Source organism: Nocardia sp. NPDC056100, assembly GCF_042266325.1.
GTDB lineage: Bacteria > Actinomycetota > Actinomycetes > Mycobacteriales > Mycobacteriaceae > Nocardia.
The window spans coordinates 392,706-411,893 of sequence record NZ_JBHJVY010000008.1 but is presented as its reverse complement, the minus strand read 5'-3'; the positions used below and the strand labels follow the sequence as shown (position 1 = coordinate 411,893).

Below are 19,188 nucleotides of genomic sequence, written 5' to 3'. Positions count from 1 at the left end.
CGATGACGGGTGTCGGGGGCCCGCCCTACTATCGGCGGGTGAGTATTGCCGGGGATGAACAGCGGGTGCGCCCGATCGGACGCCGCGCCGAGGATGCCGGTGCGCCGCGGCCGAATCCCGCCCTGAACCCGTTCGACGCCGAGGACGCCGCACCCGTCGATCCGGTGCTGCGGCTACTCGACGAGATCGACGCGCTCGTCGAGGACAGCCTGCGCGACGGCGAACCCGAAACCGGTTACGACTTCGACGATCCGACCTATCCGGACTGCCCGAACCCCTATTGCGATGAGCCCTGGCACGGGCTGGCCATCACCGCCCGCATGTCGGCCATGCGGTGGCGCGGCCTGGTCGATCCGGACTACGACTACGACACCGACGACAGCCCACTGCTGTGCCCGGGTTCGACCCACATCGGCGAATGGCCCGTGCCCGAGGGTGAGGCAGTCGCGGAATATTCTGCGGCGCACGAGGATTCGGAACACGAGTTCGTTCCGGATCCGCGCCTGGTCGCGGCCGACGCCATGTGGATGGCGGTCGGCAGGGCGGCGACCGCGATCTGGGCTACCAGCCTGCCGCTCGCGGTCGTCTCCATGTTCACCGATGCCGCACGCTGGCGCTGGCTCACCCTGATCATCGGCATCGCATCGCTGTCCAAGATCTATCTGCTGTTCGGCCGCACGCGCCGCGCCCTGCCGCCGGGTTATCTGCGGCAGCGGCTATCCGCGCGGCCCGAAACGATTCCGGCCCTGGCGCTGATGTTCGCCGCCGGATGGCTCCCGGCGCTGTGGGCGTGGCGCTATCCCCGGGAGTCCTCCGGTTATCTCGCGGCCTGCTATCGCACCCTGCTGGTGTCCTGCCTGCTGGCCGGTATCGGTCATGCCGTCGTGCAATTGTCCCGAACCCGCACGGTGCCGGACGAACTGGTCGACGGTGTACCCGAGACCGACCGCCCGGCGCACGGCGGACGCCTGCTCCGATTCGCCTTCGGCTGGCTGATCTTCACGGTGCCGCTACTGCTGCTCTTCGGCTGGACCCTGGGCAGATTCACGCATCAGCCCGACGCGGTCTGGGTGGCCACCGGCATTACGGCCATTGTTCTCGCCACCCTGGTGATCGAAGCCATCGTCCTGAATCGTGCCCTGCTGGTCATCCGCGCCACGCTGCTTGTCGTAATCGCTACGGTGCCGCTTCTGTGGTGGTCGCTGCACGCTCTGTCGAGCGCTGACTTCCATCACTGATTTCCGGCTGCGTCGATCGATCCCTGGGCGATGCCGTGGTGAATATGGCTGCTACGCAGAGGATTGCGATGACGAAGCAGGCCAGCGTGTACCAGGGGTTGCCGATCGGATCGCCGTTCGCGGTCAGGCCGTTGGTGGCGTCGCGGAGATCGGGGAGTGCGGTGATCCAGAGGATGGCCATCACCAGCAGGTAGAGGGGGCTGTAGACACGGACGAAAGCGTTTGTGTAATGGGGTATTTCGGTCGACTGACGCTGACTTTGCCAGCTGCGGAACAGGATCGGGATGGCGACGAGGGTCAGCACGATCAGTTCGGCGGCGTAGAGGGTGCCGCGCACGGTGGTGCTGCCCGCGCCGAAGACGGTGGCGGGGAGCGGGAGGATGAAAGTCCCGAGGGAGGCCAGCAGGCCGATTCCGACTGTGCGGCCCACCAATTGGGGCCCGGTGAAGTGGGTGCCCGCGTCGACCTTGCGGCCGACGAACCAGTAGACGCAGAACGCCAGCGACATCGGCCACAGGGCGGCGAACACCACCACGCTGGGAAGCGGGACCGAATCGAAGAACGGCTGATTCAGCGAATTACCGGTCGACCATTCCCACCAGCGCAATTGCGGGCCGAGATGGTCGAAGATCTCGTAGAAGGCGTGGTGCACGAAACCCACGCAGGTCGCACCCAAAAGCGCGCCGTAGCGGCGGAATACGCCCAGTGAGCGCACGATCTCATAGGCCACGGTCGCCATGAAGGGGTAGATGGCGACGATATAGAGCGGCAGGCGGCCCCATAGGAAATCCACCGTGAAGACGTTGTGCGCGAACATCGTATCGACGTGCTCTTCGATGCCGAAGGCGGCGGGGAAGTAGAGCGGCGGTTCGATGATGAACAGGTAGGCGGTCGCGCCGAACCAGAGCACCAGGTTGGTGGGGTCGCCGTGCCGGCGCAGCCGGATCACCGCCCAGATCAGCGCGAGGATGGAGCCGAGGACGACGGTGGTTTCCAGGACCGTCAGGGTCCAGTTCTCCAGGCCGAACGGATTGCGGAATTCGACCAGGCCGCCCGCTTCCTCGCAGGAGAAGCCGAGCGAGTGCGCGAGTTGATCGAAGGTGGGGGCACAGTGGTCGGTCATTTACTTTGCTCCGATCGAATCCGCTGTGTACCAGCGGGATACGTCGTATCCGGCTTCGTAGCGCCGGAACCACACATCCGCGAGCGCGGGTAGTTTCTCGTGCGCGGGATTGTGTTTGGGCAGCTGACTGCGAATGATGCCCTTCAACGCCACCAGTTGCTCACCGAGCGGCAGCGCGTCGAACGCGCGCAGCATCGGGCCGCTGTTGCGCGGGTGCAGGCCGGGTAGCAGGCGGCGCAGGTGCTGCTGTCTGCGGTAGTTCGCGAACATGGCGAGCGCGTCCACCTTCCGATCCTCAACGGGCACATGCTTATTGAAGCCCGCGCAGGCGATCCGGACCACCTTGAGCACATGCCGGAAGATCGACGGGGCCATGCGCATGCGGTAGAGATCGCTGCCCACGACGGAATCGAAGATGATCAGCGCCGAACTGCGGTGCTCGACCTCTTCGACGAAGTGCCAGATGAACAAGGATGCGACGCGATCGTCGCCGGGCGCGAACAGCGCCGCCTCATTGTCGAGCATCAGTTTGAAGACCGAGGTGAAGGTGGCCTCCAGGTCCGCGGTGTACGCGAGGCGGTAGTTCAGCGGGGTGCTGGCGGTGAGGCGGTCGAATTCGCCGATCACCTCGTCGAGGGTTTCCTGCAGGCCCGGATGGCTGCGGATCAGCCCGCGCACATGCTGGCGGTGCGCGGTCGAATGCTGACCCTCCTGCCGCATGAACGCGTCCGCCTCCTCGGCGACTTCGGCATCGGTGATCAGCGGTTTCGTCTGCATGATCATCTGCACGATCATCTTCTCGAAGCCGATGGCCAGGAACGACACGGCATTGGCCATGCTCGCGAAGGCCGGATTCTCCTCGTTCCAGAGGAAGGGCACGTCGTAGTCCTCGAAGGCGAAATTCATCTTTCGCACGATCAGATCCGTCATGGTGACCATACAAACATACACTCTGACGTCTAGGTGTATGTTCAATCGAAATATTGGGTGACCACGACGTGCTAACGTCGGTTTTCGTGGCACGAAGGCGCGGGTGGGGCGGCAGTCCGCCGGAGAGTGACGACGAGGCGGCGAGCCGTATCGTGGCCGCGGCCGTCGACCTGATCGGTCGTACGGGCCGCGAGATCAGCATTGCCGACGTGGCCGAATCGCTCGGTGTCATCCGGCAGACCGTGTACCGCTACTTCCCGAGCGCGGAAGCGCTCATGCGCGCCTCGGCCCTGGCGTCGGTGGCGGGGTTCCTGGACCGGCTCACCGAACAGGTACGCGGACAGGAGGATCCGGTCGAGGCCATGACCGATGCGGTCGTCTACACCCTCACCGAGGTGCACCGCACCCCGCACCTGGGCATCCTGCTGACCCCGACCTACTCCGCCGCCGATCCGGAGGGCGTCACCTCCGATGAGGCGCAGGCCTTCGGTATGACCATGATCAAACGCTTCGACGTCGACTGGTCGCAGTACGGCTACGACGACGAATCCCTGCGGGAGCTGGTCGAATACCTGCTCCGCACAATGCAATCCTTCTTCGTCTCGCCCGGCCATCCGCCGCGCTCGGAGGAAGAATTGCGCCGCTACCTGCGTCGCTGGATGGGTCCCGCGATGCTGGCGCAGGCCACCCTGCACGTGCCCTGATCACCCGCGGCGATGAATCCCGCCGAACGCGCCGGCGACACCGTAAACGCCCCCTGCAGCGCCCAAAGCGCCGGCCCCGCCCCTGGTACCTCTACCGCTTCACCATCCACACCGCTGTCGGCGTAGCCCTCACTGAACTCCACGGCGCAACAAGCTGGCGCTTCGCCTGACCAATCGACATCTTCCGACCGGTCAGCGGGACGCTCACGTCGCGGTCGTGGAAACTGGTTGATGAATGGAAACCGGGCAGTATATGGTGGCCGCATGATCGACGTTCCGACACCGCAGGAAGCGCTGAACATCGCCGCCGCTACGACCGAGCGGGCCCGAACCGCACCTATCCTGCCGGTATGGGCACCGCCGATCGGTGGAGTGCTGGGCGGTATCGCCTTCGTCCTGGTCTGCTGGTGGCTCGAGGGTCGGATCGCCGCCATCGTCGGCCTCACCGCGATCACGCTGATCATCGGAATTGCCGCGACGTTCGCATGGTCGTCCCGCGCCTGGCAAAACGGTGGCCCGCTACCCCGCTCGCTCCGCGCGGAACCTGCTCACCCCTGGCAACGCGCCCTCCCCACGGCCCTCCCCCTCGCCCTTTTCATCTTCACCCCTCTGCTGCACGGTTGGTGGCTGATCCCACTCGGCGTGGTCGCGGGCGCATGGATCTGGTTCAACCTCTCCCGCCGACAAGTCGCCCTGCACCGGGCTTAACTGTCCTCCGTATTCAGGTAGTCCACGAGTTCGCGAGGCAGGCCGTGGGTGTCGTGGAGGTAGAGGTAGTCGCCTTCGCCGAGGGGGGCGGTGAAGCGGTTGCGGGACAGTACCTTTCGGCCGCGCTGGAGTAGCAGGTCGAATTTGTGTTCCTCGTTCAGCAGGGTGCCGCGGATTCGGCCGGGATCGGTGGCTTGGCGGAAGTGGTCGAGGGTGTGTTCGATCAGGTCTATCGGGAGGTCGGACAGGGTGCGGGAGGGGTCGTCGCGCCACAGGGTGGTCAGGGTGCGGCGGATCAAGCGGCGGAGTATGTGACCGCGGTGGGTGGGGGAGGGTGAGACTCGGTCGCCGAGGACCACGATGCTCGAGCGCAGGTGATCCGAGAGTAGCCGCAGGGATGGCTCATCGAGTGGGCCCCAGAGCAGGGGCAGCGTGCTGAGCCACGGGCGGAAGAGATCGATCTCGAAGACCGACCGCCGGTTCTGCAGGATGCGCACCAATCGTTCCAGGCCGAGCCCGGTGTCGATGCCGGGACGGTGCAACGGTTCCAGGCTCCCGTCGGGATGTCGGAGGTATTGCATCATGACGTGATTCCATACCTCGACCCATCGGTCGTCGGATGTCGGTGTGCCCCGGGGTGTTTCGTGTCCGGTCCAGATAAAGACCTCGGAATCGGGTCCGCAGGGGCCGATAGGGCCGTTGGACCACCAGTTCTCGTGCGTGGTCGGCTCCACCGGAACGCCGAGTTCGTCCCACGTCTGCCAGGACTCGTGGTCGGGCCCGACCTGATCATCCCCACCGAATACCGTGACGTGCAGTCGATCCGGTGGGATGCCGAAGCCGTCCCGCAGCAGTTCATATCCCCACCGCAGGCTCTGAGAACCCTCGTAGTCGCCGAGCGACCACGAGCCGAGCATTTCGAAGACGGTGAGGTGCGTGCTGTCGCCGATCTCATCGAGATCGGTGGTGCGCAGGCAGCGTTGCAAATTCGTGAGTCGACGGCCCATCGGGTGTGGGCGGCCCAGGAGATACGGGGTCAGCGGATGCATACCGGAGGTGGTGAACAGCACCGGATCCCCCGGTTCTGGAATGAGCGATCCGCCCGGCGTGAGTTCATGCCCGCGTTCGCGGAAGAATTCGAGAAAGGTGTGAATAGTCTGATCGGTCGTGATCACGGTGGTTACTCCATCGAGAAGACGACCGGAACCGGACCGCAGTTGGCAAGTCCGGCAATGAATCCCGGCACACACCAGTCGACCGTTTCCGGTCGCGGCGGGTGGGAAAGTCAGGCGGCAGCGACCGGCGAGCCGTTAGCTCGTGCGGCCGTGCGTGCGCTTGGTGAAGGAACCTGCATCGCTGCACGGTAGCAATCCACCCAACCTCATCGCGACGGATTATCCGGCGATCCAGTCCGGGGATCGGCCGTGTGGGCCCACGTAGGCAGGGGTAGCCGTCGAGGCCGATGTCGAAGACGCTACCCGCACATAGTGGTCAGGGTTTTGCCAGCCAGGTTCGGACGGATGTGCTGGCGGTCAGGGCTGCGGAGATGAGCACGGGGAGACAGAACAGGATGAGGATGACGACTCGCACGGCGACGCTGTCGGTGGTGCGGAAATTTGCGATGACGATTTGCAAGATCATGAGCCCGGATGCGCTGAGCAGCACGATCTTTCCGGCTTTCAGTCGACACAGCAGCAGGACGGCGCCGACGATCAGCGCCGCCAGCGTCGAGGCCGGGACGATGACGAAGATGTACCGCCACAACGGAATGCCGGACAGGTCCAGCTTGGCCAGTTCGATCACGACGATTGAAAGTAGGAATGTCCCGAAGCCGATGGCGATTATCGCGGCCCAGATCGCCTTGCCGCTTCCGGTCCAGTAGCCGGGCAGCGGTTCGGGATTCCATTGATCCTGCGGTAGCGATATCGGGTGATATCCGCTCTGCGGCTGCTCCACTTTCGGCCCCTCACAAGTGATTTCGATCGGAGCACTTTGTATCAGATTTGAGGGGCTTCAGGCCCGGCGGGTGGCCGGGCCTGAGCGGTGGGGGCTAGTTGGCGGTGAGGCGGGCGGGGAGGTCGCGGTGGCCGTTGGAGATGAAGCCGATTACGGGGGAGAGGGTGGTGGGGTCCGCGAGGGCCAGGTCGGGGAAGCGGGTGAAGAGGGCGGGGAGGGCGATGGTTGCTTCCAGGCGGGCCAGGGGGGCGCCGATGCAGTGGTGGACGCCGTGGCCGAAGGAGAGGTGGTCCTTGTTGACTCGGGTGATGTCGAAGGATTCGGAGGTTTCGCCGTGGATTTTGGGGTCGCGGCCGGCGGCGGCGTAGGAGGCGAGAATTGCTTGGCCCTTGGGGATTTGGATGCCGTCGATTTCGATGTCCTCGACCGCGTAGCGGAGGGGGAGGTGGGCTACGGGGGCCTCGTAGCGGAGGGTTTCCTCGATGACGTCGTCCCAGGTGACCTCGCCGGCGCGGACGGCGGCGAGCTGTTCGGGGTGGGTGAGCAGGGCGACGATGGCCTGGTCGAGGAGGTTCACCGTGGTTTCGTGGCCGGCGTTGATGACGAGCATCAGCGTGTCGACCATTTCCTTCTCGGTGAGACGCTCACCGTCCTCATCGCGGGTGGCGATCAGGACGCTGGTCATATCGTCGCCCGGGTTATCGCGCTTGAAAGCGACGAGTTCCTCGATGAGGCCGAACATTTCGAGGTAGTTGGCACCGGCCGCCTCGGGGGAGATCTCGGTGTCGAAGAAGCGCGCCACGCAGATGCGCAGCGCGGGTTCACGATCCTCGGGGACGCCCATCAGTTCGGTGAGCACCTGAATCGGCACCGGATAGGCGAAACCCTCACGCAGATCGACGGTTTCACCCGCCGGGGTCGCGGCGAGGTTGTCCAGCAGGGTGGTGACGATCTCCTCGATGCGCGGGCGCAGCGCCATGGTGCGGCGGTGCGTGAACGCGGGGGACACCAGTTTGCGCAGGCGGCGGTGATCCGAGCCGTACGCGGTGAACATATTGGTCGCCGCGACCCACGGGAACAGCGGCCATTCGGGGGTGACCTCACCATTGCCGAACGCCGCCCAGTGCTGCGCCGGATCCTTGGACACCCGGGGATCGGCCAGCAAACGCTTCAACACATCCGCGTCGGTCACCGACCACGCGGGCACACCCATGAGCTCGACCAGGGTCACCGGTCCACGTGCACGAATGCGGGCGTTCTCACCTTGAATGTCGACACCGGTCAGGTCCAATGCCAAGGGTTCGATCGTCAAAACAGCTCTCCTACTTCACATTCAACGGCGGGCACGCAGGGAACACCACCGGCAGCGCTGCCAGCGCGCGGTGGAATGGCCCTGGACGCCAAGATAATTCATCAACCGGAACGGCGAGACGCAGCTCGGGCAGCGCGTCCAGCAGTTGGTCGATGGCCTCCTGTGCCACCAGTGATGCGACCGACTTCGCCGGGCACGCATGCGGTCCCAGGCTCCACGCCAGATGTGAGCGATTGCCGATGCGCTCCCCGCCGCCGATGGCGGGATCGTTATTGCAGCCCGCCAGGCTGATCACCACCGGCTGATGGGCGGGCAGCCAGGTCTCACCGACCAGCATGGGCTGCCGCGGGTAGGAGATGGCGAAATTCGCCATCGGCGGATCGTTGAACAGCACCTCGTCCAAAGCGTCACGGGTGGAAAGACTTCCGCCCAGCACATCACCGGCGAAGCGATCGTCGGTGAGGATCAGCCGCAGCGTGTTGATGATCAGATTCTGCTGCGGTTCCAGCCCCGCGCCGTAGATGCTGATGATGTTGGCCAGCATCTCGGTGTCGTCCAGGCCCGCGTCATGCTGTAGCAGCCGCGTCACCATATCGTCGCCGGGCTCACTCCGCTTGAGCTCGATGAGCTCGAGCAAAGCCCCACTGAGCGTTTGCATTCCGAGCTCGGCGTTCTCGTCCACCGAGTCGAACAGCGCCGCCATACCCGCGGCCACCCGCTGCCCGATCTCCGGCGGGCAGCCCAGCATGTCGTTGAGCCCCGCGAACACCAGCGGGAACGCGTACTGGGTGATCAGTTCCGCGGATCCGTTCTCGCAGAACGTATTGATCAGCGGAATCGCCTCCCGCTCGACGATCGCGTGCAGCCCGTGCAGATCCACCCCGTCCACGGCGTACACATTGGCCTGCCGGTACCGGCGATGCGCCTCACCGGCATTGCGCAGCACGTTCGGATACCACTCCATCATCGGCTTGACCGGGCAGTCCGCCGGAATGTTCTGCTGCCAGATGCGCGGATCGGCCGGGAAATGCTCCGGATCATTGAGAATCCGCACCGCGTCGTGATAGCCGATCACCAGGGTGGCGGACACCCCCGGCGCGAGTTCCACCGGCACCAGCGAGCCGTAACGCCGGCGCATCTCGCGATAGTTTCCGTGCGGGTCGGCCGCGAATTCCTCTGCGTAGAGCGGGAATTGCGTGCCGTCGACTAGGACGGTGGGCCCGGTCGAAGTGGTCAAAGTCGTGACTCCTGACGAGATTGGAACAGGTACTCGACGAGGGTGATGAGCGACTGCACGCACGTACGCCGATCGCGTGCGTCCAGGGCGGTCAGCGGGGTGCCCTCGGCGAGGTCGAGCGCATCGCGGATCTCCGACAGCGGATACCGGTGCGCGCCTTCGAATTCATTGACCGCCACCGAATACGGCACACCGCGCTGTTCGAGCACGGCCAGCACCTCATCGGACTGCTCGATGCGCCGGGTGTCGACCAGCACCAGCGCGCCGAGCGCGCCGAGTGCGAGTTCTTCCCACAGCGGGACGAACCGCTGCTGACCCGGCGTACCGAATAGATACAGCGCCAGTTGCGGATTCAGCGTGATGCGGCCGAAATCCATTGCGACCGTTGTGGTCGTCTTCTCACGCAGTCCGGCCATATCGTCGACGCCGACACTGGCCTCGGTGATCGTCTCCTCGGTGCGCAGCGGCTTGATCTCCGACACGCTGCTGACGAACGTGGTCTTACCGACGCCGAAGTTGCCTGCCACCAACAGCTTTACCGACTTGACGACGGTGGGGGCCAGATAGTCGACGCCCGGGGGCGCCAACTCAGACCGCAAGGGCGCGGAGCCCATTCAGTACCTCTTCCAGCAGGCTGACGTCCGGCAGGGTGTGTGCGGGCGTCCGGGTTATCAGGTGACCGCCATCGAGCAGGTCGGCCACGACGATCTTCACCACCGAGGGCGGCAGATCGAGATATGCGGCGATCTCCGCAAGCGACAACGCGTCCCGGCACAGCGCGTAGATGCGCCGGGCATCGGGCGAGCCGCCCTGCGGTGGGGTTTCGGCGGCGACGATCACGGTGACCAGGTCCAGCTGCCGGGAGGCGCGCGAACGCCCGCCCGTGCGCACATAGGCCCGGACCAGATCGGGATCCCGCCGCGGCCCGGTCACGGCCGGGCGCCGCCGCGCGGTATGGCACCGAGCTCGTGCCCGACCCGCGCCGCGAGCTCGTTGAGCCGGTGCGCGACCAGCGCCACATCGACCTCGGGGGTGGTGGAGACGCCGATGACCGCGCCCTCGCCCGCGGCGGTAATGAAGATCATCCCGCCGTCGTATTCGGTGACGTTCTGGCGTACGCGATCGCCCGGGCCGCCGCAGAATTCACCGAGTGCCTTACCGAGCGAACGCAATCCCGAGGCCGCGGCGGCGAAACGTTCCGCGTTGTCCTTGGTGATATTGCCCGAATGCGCGATCCGCAGCCCGTCCTCCGATAGCAGCACGGCGAAACGCACGCCCGGAATGTCGAGATCGGCGAGCATCCAGCCGAGCCGGTTGCTGCCGTCGGACGGATTGTCGACCGCGGTGTGCGAGTCGGCCGCTGTCGGTGAATTCACGAGTTGTTCCCTTCGGTCTGATCGACTTCGGCCGCGGCGGTACGGCCGCTCACCGAACCGCTGTACCACGCCACCGCGATATCGGGTCGAGCGAGTTGGAGCGTCGGCGCGGGGGCGAGCGCCGGTGCGGATTGGAGATTGGGCGCCGCCTGCAATGCGGGCATGGGCGCCGAAGTCGGTGCGCTGGGCTGAACCACGGTGCGCCGCCGACGTTTCGTCAGTCCGCTCGCGGTCAGCGCCGCGGCGATTTCTTCCTCTTCTGCCACACTGCGCTCCTGCACGGGTGCGACCACAGGCGCTGCAAGCGCGGGCTGCTCCCGCACGTCCTGCGGTGCGACCAAGAGTGATTCGGGAATGAAGACCATGGCGCGCACGCCGCCGTAGGCGTTCGGCCCGTCGACGTACACGCTGAATCCGTAGCGGCGCACCAGCGCCGCGATGGACGGGAAGCCGATCTTGGGCGCGGGGCCGAGTTCGAGAATGTCGATGGCGCGCTCACCCGCCAGCACCTGCCGGGCATCCTCGAGCTGTTCGGGATTCATCCGCACCCCGGCATCATCGATCAGAATGGTCACACCGTGGTGGCCTTCCTGAAAACTGATGTCCACGAACGAGGTTGGCGGCGAGTAGCGCAGCGCGTTGTCCAGCAGCGTCGCCACCGTGTGCACCAGCGGCTCCACGACGCGGCTCACCACCACGCGGTCGGCCTGGGTGGAGCGAACCCGCAGATAATCGCGGACACGGCCGATCGCGCCGCCCACCACATCGGTGACCGCCTGTTGCGGCCAGCGGCGTCCGGGCAGCCCGCCGCTGACGATCACGTAGGACTGCGCCTGCCGGATCATCTGCTGCACACTGTGATCGATGCGGATCAGCGTCTCGTACACCGCGTCATCGCGATGCTCGCGCAGCGCGGCGCTCACCACCTTGCCGACGTCCGCGCCGAGGCTGACCACCGAGGTGCCGAACGAGCGCACGGCCGCGCCGGTGACATCGCGGGACGCGCCCTGGGCGGCATCGCGCACGGCCTGCGCCTCATCGCGCACGGTCTGCTCCGCCTTGGCGATCGCCTGCCGGGCCTGCGTCTCCACCTCGCGCCTGCCCTGTTCGGCGGCCTCGGACCAGAGCAGCCGCAAATCCTCGGCATAGTATTCGACGGTCTGCCACACCAGCGGAGCGATACTCGACTGCTCCAGTCCGACCGGGATATCGGTCCCGGTGACCGGCATTCCGGGTCGCCGAATCGATTCGGTGACCGATGGAAGCGTCTTGCGCACAAGCTGTTCGAGCAACTGCTCCCAGCCGCGCACCTGAGCGGTCAGCGCGTCGGCCCGCGCCCGCTCCGCCCGCAGTCGCAGCGCCGTATAACCGGCCGCCGCCACCGCAACCACAAGTAGGGGAACAACTATCCAGAGAAACATCACGGCCATATGGGGTTTCGTCAATCCTGTCGGCTACACCGGGGTCGGGCGCACTCGCGCAACACGCCCGACCGTAGCCCACAACATACCTATTCCGTTATCCCAGCGATACTTTCACTTGCGATCCCCGCAAATTGAGGGCTCACGCACAATCAGGTCAGCGAGCGCACTTGCGCGATGTCATACTCGGCTACCTGCGCGGACCGGATCATCGCCGCTTGCGAATCCGTCGGACCGCTGCCCCGGAAGTCATTGACCGCCTGTTGGGACTCCCAGCGTTCGAAGATGTTGACGCGCGCGGGATCGAGCAGATCCGCGGTGAGCGAGAAGTCCAGATTGCCGGGTGCGTTGCGCGCCGATTCTACGACCTCGGCGCACTCGGCGAGATACGACCGGCGGTCCTGGGGGTCGACGATGAGGTGTCCCGCGACGATGAGCATGTGCGATTCCTTCGCTCGATTCGAAACGATCTGTCGCAGGGTAGGACGGTGCGGCGCGGTGTGATTCATCGGAACCGAACCCGGGCGTCCGGTATGTACCGAACGCCCGGGACAGCCTCGGTCAGACAGCGGTTCCATTCAGATGCCGGGCGAAGAAGCGGCTCCGGCTGTCGGCCGGGACGCCGCGCATCCGGTTATGCCTGCCCGGATAGACGTGCACCGACTTGTCGAGGGAGCCGCAGGCGTCGAACAGCGCCAGACCCGGCCGCGGATCGATCTCCTCATCGTCCCAGGCGATCAGGAATTCGACCGGGACGGTGATGCTCTTGGCCGCCTCCAGCAACTCGTCGAAGACGAACACCGGACCGAATGACGCCGCGGTGATCCGCGGTTCGGCCGCGACCAGCAACAGGCCGGTGACCACGCCGAGGGTCATGCCGCCGAACCCGATCGGTGCGTCCGGCCCGATCTCGGGCAGCTGTTGCAGGGCGTCGATGGTGGCCTGCCACTCCGGAACGGCCCGCTCGGCCAGGGACAGGTTGAACTCGGTGATGACGGGTGCGAGGGATTCGCCCGCCGCCCGCGCCGCCTGCATTTGTGCGACCCACTGCTGATCGCGTTCATTGCGCGGCCGATCGCCGTGCCCGGGTGCGTCGATCGCGGCGACCGAATAGCCGAGTTCGGTCACCAGGTGGTGGGCATTGGCCACGAGTCCCGGTGCGCGCTTGTGCACGCCGCCGGAATGGCCGCTCAGGATCAGTGGTGCGCCCGTGGAACCGGATTCGGGGGAGAAGAGAACGCCGGTGACCTCATCGAGGACGAAACCGCGTTCGACGACACCGTTGGACGATGTCTCGGAGATAATGTTCATGATGGTGCCTTTCGAAATGCCTTGCGTTCGAGGCACTCCCAGCGACACCTACGTCAATCGCTCAACCGTGAACCGAGCGGGAGCACCCATACGGATACAGCGTTCATGGGTCTCACCTCCTCGGTCGAAGTCACGGCCCGCGGTACGTTACACACCCGGTCGCCGACTGTCCATCGCTTATCTCGGCGTTCGCGCGCCGACCGGAGGGTGCGGTGGCGTTCGTTCCGCCGCCACCGCAACCGGTTTCGTGTTCGGGCTCAGGCCAGATCGAGCAGGTGCAGTGCGCCTCCCCGCACCATCCAGCCGGTGAACGATTCGATGCGCCCGCAGGACAGACAGCGCTCGGCGGTGGTCAGCGCGCGAATTCCGGTGCGCTCGGCGTACAGCGAATAGCCGACGGCGATATTGAAATCCTTTTCGCCGCATACGCATACCACCGCATCGGTATGGTCGTCGGACCAATCGTCATCGCATCCGGCGACGAAATGCCCTGCGCCGCAACCGCGGCAATCGCGGCGAATGGCACCCTGGTCGGGATCGCCCGATATGCCGAAAACAGTGGACCCGCAGTTAACGCAGAGCGAGTGTCTGGTCTCGTGGATCGCATAGCCTTCCGCGCCGATTTCGTGCAGAAACGCATCCAAATCGAGTGGGTTGTCACCGATGTGCCAGTCTCCGTCCGGGCTCATATGCAATGCCATGCGGGGCATACAACCAGAGTTCGCCGCACCGTGCCGCACGAAGCACCGAGTGTCCGAAACAAGCTCGGACTGTGCCGCATGAAGGCCCCGAGTGTTGCCGCACGAAGGCCCGACTGGACCGTGTGAAGCCCCGGACTAGGCTGGAGAGCATGGACCCCAATATCCTGTCGGTGCTCTCCGGCCTGGCCGTCGGACTGCTCGTGGACACGGTGTACGGCTGGTGGACCGCGGTGGCTCCCTTCCTGGGCGCGCACTGAGCCGTCAGCGTCTGCGCACCCCCTCCGCGAGCGCGGCGGTGAGTTCCCGGGCGGCGGTGATTCCGCTATCCAGATCGGCCGCGTCGAGCAGCGTCTTGACCAGCGCGGTACCGACGATCACGCCATCGGCGAAGGTCGCGACATCAGCCGCCTGGGCGGGTGTGGAGATGCCGATGCCGACGCAGACCGGCAGTTCGGTGGTGGCCTTGGTGCGCTGCACCAGGGTGTTCGCCGCCGTGCCGACGGACTGCCGGGTGCCGGTGACGCCCATCAGCGCCGAGGCGTAGACGAAACCCGATCCGGCCGCGGTGATTTCGGCGAGCCGATCATTGCGGCTGCTCGGCGCGACCACGAAAACCGTTGCCAGACCCTGCCGTTCGGCATGCTCGCGCCACACCGCGGACTCCTGCACCGGCAGATCGGGCAGGATCGCGCCCGCACCGCCCGCCGCGGCGAGTTCGGCGGTGAATCGCTCGATCCCGTAGCGCTGGATGGGATTCCAGTAGCTCATCACCAGTACCGGTTTCCCGGTCGCCTCGAATGCCTCGCGCACCGTGCGCAGCACATCCTTGATGCGGACGCCGCCGCGCAGCGCGATATCGTCGGCCGCCTGGATGACGGGACCGTCGATGACCGGATCACTGTGCGGCAGGCCGATTTCCATCACATCGGCCCCGCTGTCCAGCACCGCCTTGATCGCGGCGATACCGCCGTCGACGGTCGGAAACCCGGCGGGCAGATATCCGATGAGCGCGGCCCGGTTCTCCCGGGCGGCGCGGGCGAGCGTATCGCTCAGCAGTTGCGTGTTCCCGCTCACTTGGCATCCTCCGACTGTGCGAAATACTTGGTGGCGGTGTCCATATCCTTATCGCCGCGACCGGAGAGGTTGACCAGGATCAATCCGTCCGGGCCGAGTGCGCGGCCGACCTCGAGCGCACCCGCGAGCGCGTGCGCGCTCTCGATGGCGGGGATGATGCCCTCGGTGGCGGACAGCAGCCGAAATGCCTGCATGGCGGCGTCGTCGGTGATGGGAAGGTACTCCGCGCGGCCGATATCGTGCAGATGCGCGTGCTCCGGTCCTATGCCCGGATAATCCAGACCCGCTGAGATGGAACAGGGTTCGGTGATCTGACCCTCGTCGTCCTGGAGCACGTACGAGCGCGAACCGTGCAGGATGCCGGGCTCGCCCGCCGACAGCGTGGCCGCGTGCTCACCGGTCTCGATACCGTGACCGGCCGCCTCGCAACCGATCAGGCGCACCCCGGCATCGTCGAGGAAGGGGTGGAAGAGCCCGATCGCATTCGATCCGCCGCCGACGCAGGCGATCGCCGCATCCGGCAATCGCCCTGCCCGCCTGAGGATCTGGGCCTTCGACTCCACGCCGATGACGCGCTGAAAGTCGCGGATCATGGCCGGAAAGGGATGCGGTCCCGCGACCGTCCCGAAAATGTAGTGCGTGCTGGCTGCATTGGCGACCCAGTCCCGGAACGTCTCGTTGATGGCGTCCTTGAGCGTTCGTGCCCCGGACAGCACCGGAATCACCTCCGCGCCAAGCATTTTCATGCGCGCCACATTGAGCGCCTGCCGCTGGGTGTCGACTTCGCCCATGTAGATGACGCATTCGAGCCCGAACAGCGCGCAGGCGGTGGCGGTGGCGACACCGTGCGATCCGGCCCCGGTCTCGGCGATGACGCGGCGCTTGCCCATGCGCTTGGTGAGCAGGGCCTGGCCCAGCACATTGTTGATCTTGTGCGAACCGGTGTGGTTCAGATCCTCGCGCTTGAGGAAGATCCGCGCCCCGCCCGCGTGCTCCGCGAATCGCGGCACCTCGGTCAGCGCGGTCGGCCGTCCCGCGTAATCGGCGAGCAGTTCATCGAACTCCGCGAGAAAAGCGGGGTCCACCTTGGCTTTCTCATATTCGGCCGCCACCTCTTCCACCGCGGCGACCAGCGCCTCGGGAATGAATTTGCCGCCGAAAGCGCCGAAATAACCTTCGGCGTCGGGCGTTCGGCCATCGAGGTCCGGAACGAAGAATTGTGTGGTCATGGTTCGGTCTCCTGGGGCGTATGCCCCGGTCGGCAGGCTCGGAATGGGTCACGAGAACGCGTATGCGCGCGCCGACGCCGACGGCTCGACAACCGTTGACACCCTCGAAAAGGAGAGGGCGGAACCGGGAGCGAACGCTCCCTCAGACACCCCGCCCGGCACGCGACGCGTTGAGCCATCGCATTCCATTGACCTGCCCGGGTTCGGAACCGATCACATACCGCACCCGTCGCCCCAGCACCCGTCGCGCAGGCGCACGGCAGCCGCGCGGGCGGCAACCGGGAGCGAGACGAACGCTGATGGACATGCCCGCAGCGTAACCCATCCCGACGCGCGTCGATCGATCAGGTTTGAAGAAGCTTTGCGCCCCGCCCGCCCCCTAGCATGGGAAATGCCCAGATCAGACCACTGGAGGAGGACCGAAATGGCCGCGACGAAGAAGAGCTACGAGGGATTCTCGGCCGAGGAACGCGAGGCCATGAAGGATCGCGCCAAGGAGTTGAAGGCGGCCTCGGGTCGCGGCAAGAAGGATCCGCTGGCCGATGTGCTGGCGACGATCGCCGAGATGCCCGCGGCCGACCGCGTACTGGCCGAGCGTGTACACGCCGTCATCACCGAGAACGCGCCCGCGCTGACGGCCAAACTCTGGTACGGCCAGCCCGCCTACGCCCTGAACGGCAAGGTCGTCTGCTTCTTCCAGGCCGCCGCCAAGTTCAAAACCCGCTATGCCACTTTGGGTTTCAGTGATGAGGCGAAGATCGACGACGGCTCCATGTGGCCGACCGCGTTCGGGCTCACGAAACTGACCGCCGCCGATGAAAAGCGCCTGGCCGAACTCGTGCGTAAAGCGGTCGGCTGAACCGGTTTCAGCAGAAGGTGATCAGGGTGCGGTTTGCCATCGAGACGCGTGCCTGCTCGAACAGCACCAGCCAGGTTTCGCGTTCGCGGTAGAGGGGATGCTCGTCCTCGTCCTCCGCGAACTTGGCTATCTCCGCGTCCGATAGCTCGCCGTCGACCAGGGTGATGCCGAGATACGGTGCGACATAGACGAGTTCGCGCTGCAGGGCGGCGCTGGAGCCGACCATGCCGCCCGGGATCTCCAGTGCGGCATCGGGGAAGAGCACCTCCTCGAAATCGGCCGGGACGTAGAAGCCCTCGCAGTCCGAATGGCAGATCAGGTGCGATTCGAAGGTGTACATGACACGGTCCAGCGCCTCGTCCGCGGTCGGATCCTCGCCCGCGGCAACGGGTGTCAGCGGAGCTTCGGGGTGCTCCAGCGCTCGGGCGTACGCGCGCCGCAGATAATGCACGAAGCTGTAGGGGAACCCGCCCAGTCGATCGCGGGCCGTCGCCGGGCCGTGGACGGCGGGCTCATCATGGGGTGCCAGCCCCTCGGCCGCGAGCAGTTCGTTCAGCGCGTGCAGCTGCTCGCGCAGCGCTTCGGCATGCTCTTCATCATGTTCCAGCGCGTAAGCCAACGCGTGTGTTGCCACTGCCAACCCCATGCGCCCGAGGCTAGCGTGGCCCTATGACATCGAGCGCTACTCCCTGGGAGCCGCCGCTGGCCGGGACCGAGGCCGAGCAGCTCATCGGCGCGCTGGAACGCCTGCGCACCACCTTCCGCTGGAAGACCGACGATCTCGACTCCGCCGGGCTGGCCGTCCGCATCGGAGCCTCCGCGCTCACCCTCGGCGGTCTGCTCAAACACCTCGCCCGGGCCGAGGACGAGATGTTCACCGCCAAACTGTCCGGAGCGCCGGTGAGTCCGCCCTGGGACACGGTCGACTGGAAGACCGCCCCAGACTGGGACTTCGAATCGGCCGCCGCCGACACCCCCGAACAGCTCTACGCCCTCTGGGATCGGACCATCGAGCGATCCCGGGCGACTCTCGCCGCCGCCCTCACCGCGGGCGGTCTCGACCAATCCGTCCACCTCAACTGGGACGGCGACCACCTCAGCCTGCGCCGTCTGCTCTGCGACCTCATCGAGGAGTACGGCCGCCACACCGGCCACGCCGACCTGATCCGCGAAGCCGTCGACGGCCGCGTCGGCGAGGATCCGCCGCCTGGCTGGCGCAGCGCCGAATATCAGCGCCCGTGATCAGTCCGGGGCCAGCAGCCCCCGGGCGAGCACGGTGAGCAGATCGGTGAGCGTGGGGACGAAGTCGAGCCGCAGGGCCGCCAGATCCGGATGCGCTTCGTAGGCGGCGAGCATGGCGGGGGCCGGATGACTGTGACTCCACAGCGCGCCCGCCGAAAGCAGTGCCGCCGCACAGAATTTCAGGGCCGATTCGGGGCCGAACTCCGGGATCAGGTGGTCGACGGGTGCCATCAGTTCGGCGGTGGCTCCCAGTGACGTGCGTTTGTAATCGGCCGCCACCTCGGGCGAGATATTGCGCTCGAGGATGGCGGCCTGGGCGTTGAACAGATCGCACAGCACCGGTTCGCCCGCGAGGGTCGAGACGAACGCGGTGACCAGGCGGGTGCGGCGGGTGCGCAGGTCACCGGTGTGATCGGCGAGCAGCGGGGTCACGGTGCCGATCCATTCGCGATAGCGCAGATCCAGCAGCTGGAGCAGTACCGCCTCGCGGGATTCGAAGTAGCGCAGCACATTCGACTTGGCCAGGCCGACGCGGCGGGCCAGTTCATTGAGCCCGACGTCCACCACCGGCATTTCGGCGAGCATGGCGGCGGCCGTGTCGAGGATGGCGCGGCGGCGTAGTTCGCGCTGCTCATCGTTGCGGGCTCGTTGGAAGTGGACCATGCCCCGAGTATTTCAGACCACCGGTCTATTGACAACGAACCGGTGGTCTCTTAACCTCGAATCATGCAAGAGACCGATGGTCTCTAAATCCGCCGAAGGAGCTC

The 19,188-nt window shown here is 65.9% G+C and carries 23 protein-coding genes; 5 read left to right on the top strand and 18 right to left on the bottom strand.

The features are described from left to right. The first annotated feature begins 38 nt into the window (after positions 1–38). Positions 39–1,238, top strand: a complete 1,200-nt coding sequence (locus ACFC0O_RS45755) for a hypothetical protein (RefSeq protein WP_375968551.1) — start codon at positions 39–41, stop codon at positions 1,236–1,238. Here the strand turns inward: ACFC0O_RS45755 and ACFC0O_RS45750 are convergent. Together ACFC0O_RS45750 and ACFC0O_RS45745 are read right to left on the bottom strand one after the other, a co-directional pair. Continuing rightward, positions 1,177–2,361 carry a hypothetical protein gene (locus ACFC0O_RS45750; RefSeq protein ID WP_375968550.1) on the bottom strand — a complete coding sequence of 395 codons (1,185 nt, stop codon included), beginning with the start codon at positions 2,359–2,361 and terminating at the stop codon, positions 1,177–1,179. The genes ACFC0O_RS45755 and ACFC0O_RS45750 overlap by 62 nt on opposite strands. Next, the gene (locus tag ACFC0O_RS45745; RefSeq protein ID WP_364638785.1) at positions 2,362–3,291 is read right to left on the bottom strand and encodes a metal-dependent hydrolase; all 930 of its coding nucleotides are present in this window, start codon (positions 3,289–3,291) and stop codon (positions 2,362–2,364) included. It lies immediately after the preceding gene. A gap of 86 nt (positions 3,292–3,377) precedes the next feature. Between ACFC0O_RS45745 and ACFC0O_RS45740 the strand changes: the two genes are divergently transcribed. Both ACFC0O_RS45740 and ACFC0O_RS45735 read left to right on the top strand, forming a co-directional pair. Next, the gene (locus tag ACFC0O_RS45740; RefSeq protein ID WP_375968549.1) at positions 3,378–3,995 is read left to right on the top strand and encodes a TetR/AcrR family transcriptional regulator; all 618 of its coding nucleotides are present in this window, start codon (positions 3,378–3,380) and stop codon (positions 3,993–3,995) included. 264 nt (positions 3,996–4,259) lie between these two features. Then, a complete protein-coding gene (locus ACFC0O_RS45735; protein WP_375968548.1) occupies positions 4,260–4,703 on the top strand; it encodes a hypothetical protein in 444 nt (147 codons plus the stop codon). Here ACFC0O_RS45735 and ACFC0O_RS45730 read toward each other — a convergent pair. The 14 genes from ACFC0O_RS45730 to trpM all read right to left on the bottom strand — a co-directional run bounded on the left by ACFC0O_RS45730 (position 4,700) and on the right by trpM (position 16,627). Then, a complete protein-coding gene (locus ACFC0O_RS45730; protein ID WP_375968547.1) occupies positions 4,700–5,878 on the bottom strand; it encodes an alanine--tRNA ligase-related protein in 1,179 nt (392 codons plus the stop codon). The two genes, ACFC0O_RS45735 and ACFC0O_RS45730, sit on opposite strands and share 4 nt — an antisense overlap. A gap of 316 nt (positions 5,879–6,194) precedes the next feature. Next, a complete protein-coding gene (locus ACFC0O_RS45725; protein ID WP_375968546.1) occupies positions 6,195–6,659 on the bottom strand; it encodes a hypothetical protein in 465 nt (154 codons plus the stop codon). A gap of 94 nt (positions 6,660–6,753) precedes the next feature. After that, entirely contained in the window at positions 6,754–7,971 is a 1,218-nt protein-coding gene (locus ACFC0O_RS45720) for a cytochrome P450 (protein WP_375968545.1), read from the bottom strand. A 10-nt stretch (positions 7,972–7,981) separates the two neighbouring features. Next, a complete protein-coding gene (locus ACFC0O_RS45715) occupies positions 7,982–9,208 on the bottom strand; it encodes a cytochrome P450 (protein ID WP_375968544.1) in 1,227 nt (408 codons plus the stop codon). Next, positions 9,205–9,822, bottom strand: coding sequence for an ATP/GTP-binding protein (locus ACFC0O_RS45710; protein WP_364638767.1), 618 nt, complete (start codon positions 9,820–9,822; stop codon positions 9,205–9,207). Before ACFC0O_RS45710 ends, ACFC0O_RS45715 begins: the two co-directional genes overlap by 4 nt. After that, the gene (locus tag ACFC0O_RS45705) at positions 9,797–10,141 is read right to left on the bottom strand and encodes a DUF742 domain-containing protein (RefSeq protein WP_364638764.1); all 345 of its coding nucleotides are present in this window, start codon (positions 10,139–10,141) and stop codon (positions 9,797–9,799) included. The genes ACFC0O_RS45710 and ACFC0O_RS45705 overlap by 26 nt, the downstream gene beginning before the upstream one ends. After that, positions 10,138–10,509: a roadblock/LC7 domain-containing protein gene (locus ACFC0O_RS45700; RefSeq protein ID WP_364640402.1), complete on the bottom strand. Its 372-nt coding sequence runs from the start codon at positions 10,507–10,509 to the stop codon at positions 10,138–10,140. Before ACFC0O_RS45700 ends, ACFC0O_RS45705 begins: the two co-directional genes overlap by 4 nt. A 71-nt stretch (positions 10,510–10,580) precedes the next feature. Beyond that, positions 10,581–12,014, bottom strand: a complete 1,434-nt coding sequence (locus tag ACFC0O_RS45695) for a sensor histidine kinase (protein ID WP_364638761.1) — start codon at positions 12,012–12,014, stop codon at positions 10,581–10,583. Between the two features lie 143 nt (positions 12,015–12,157). After that, the gene (locus ACFC0O_RS45690) at positions 12,158–12,445 is read right to left on the bottom strand and encodes an antibiotic biosynthesis monooxygenase family protein (protein ID WP_364638758.1); all 288 of its coding nucleotides are present in this window, start codon (positions 12,443–12,445) and stop codon (positions 12,158–12,160) included. A gap of 121 nt (positions 12,446–12,566) precedes the next feature. Continuing rightward, on the bottom strand, positions 12,567–13,316 hold the full coding sequence (locus tag ACFC0O_RS45685; RefSeq protein WP_375968543.1) for a dienelactone hydrolase family protein: 750 nt from the start codon (positions 13,314–13,316) through the stop codon (positions 12,567–12,569). A gap of 257 nt (positions 13,317–13,573) precedes the next feature. Next, positions 13,574–14,017, bottom strand: coding sequence for a hypothetical protein (locus ACFC0O_RS45680; protein ID WP_375968542.1), 444 nt, complete (start codon positions 14,015–14,017; stop codon positions 13,574–13,576). A gap of 261 nt (positions 14,018–14,278) precedes the next feature. Continuing rightward, complete coding sequence (gene trpA, locus ACFC0O_RS45675; RefSeq protein WP_375968541.1) at positions 14,279–15,091, bottom strand: tryptophan synthase subunit alpha; 813 nt, start codon at positions 15,089–15,091, stop codon at positions 14,279–14,281. Further along, positions 15,088–16,320, bottom strand: coding sequence for a tryptophan synthase subunit beta (trpB, locus tag ACFC0O_RS45670; RefSeq protein ID WP_375968540.1), 1,233 nt, complete (start codon positions 16,318–16,320; stop codon positions 15,088–15,090). The genes trpA and trpB overlap by 4 nt, the downstream gene beginning before the upstream one ends. Positions 16,321–16,462: 142 nt before the next feature. Continuing rightward, positions 16,463–16,627: a tryptophan biosynthesis modulator TrpM gene (gene trpM / locus ACFC0O_RS45665; RefSeq protein ID WP_375968539.1), complete on the bottom strand. Its 165-nt coding sequence runs from the start codon at positions 16,625–16,627 to the stop codon at positions 16,463–16,465. A gap of 117 nt (positions 16,628–16,744) precedes the next feature. Between trpM and ACFC0O_RS45660 the strand changes: the two genes are divergently transcribed. Further along, positions 16,745–17,179 carry an iron chaperone gene (locus tag ACFC0O_RS45660; protein WP_375968538.1) on the top strand — a complete coding sequence of 145 codons (435 nt, stop codon included), beginning with the start codon at positions 16,745–16,747 and terminating at the stop codon, positions 17,177–17,179. Between the two features lie 7 nt (positions 17,180–17,186). Here ACFC0O_RS45660 and ACFC0O_RS45655 read toward each other — a convergent pair whose 3' ends face one another. Next, positions 17,187–17,825 carry a hypothetical protein gene (locus tag ACFC0O_RS45655; protein WP_375968537.1) on the bottom strand — a complete coding sequence of 213 codons (639 nt, stop codon included), beginning with the start codon at positions 17,823–17,825 and terminating at the stop codon, positions 17,187–17,189. 23 nt (positions 17,826–17,848) lie between these two features. Here ACFC0O_RS45655 and ACFC0O_RS45650 point away from each other — a divergent pair, with 23 nt between their 5' ends. Further along, on the top strand, positions 17,849–18,421 hold the full coding sequence (locus ACFC0O_RS45650) for a DUF664 domain-containing protein (protein ID WP_375968536.1): 573 nt from the start codon (positions 17,849–17,851) through the stop codon (positions 18,419–18,421). On the opposite strand, the gene ACFC0O_RS45645 is transcribed toward ACFC0O_RS45650, so the two are convergent. Next, positions 18,422–19,084, bottom strand: coding sequence for a TetR/AcrR family transcriptional regulator (locus ACFC0O_RS45645; RefSeq protein ID WP_375968535.1), 663 nt, complete (start codon positions 19,082–19,084; stop codon positions 18,422–18,424). Between the last annotated feature and the right edge of the window lie 104 nt (positions 19,085–19,188).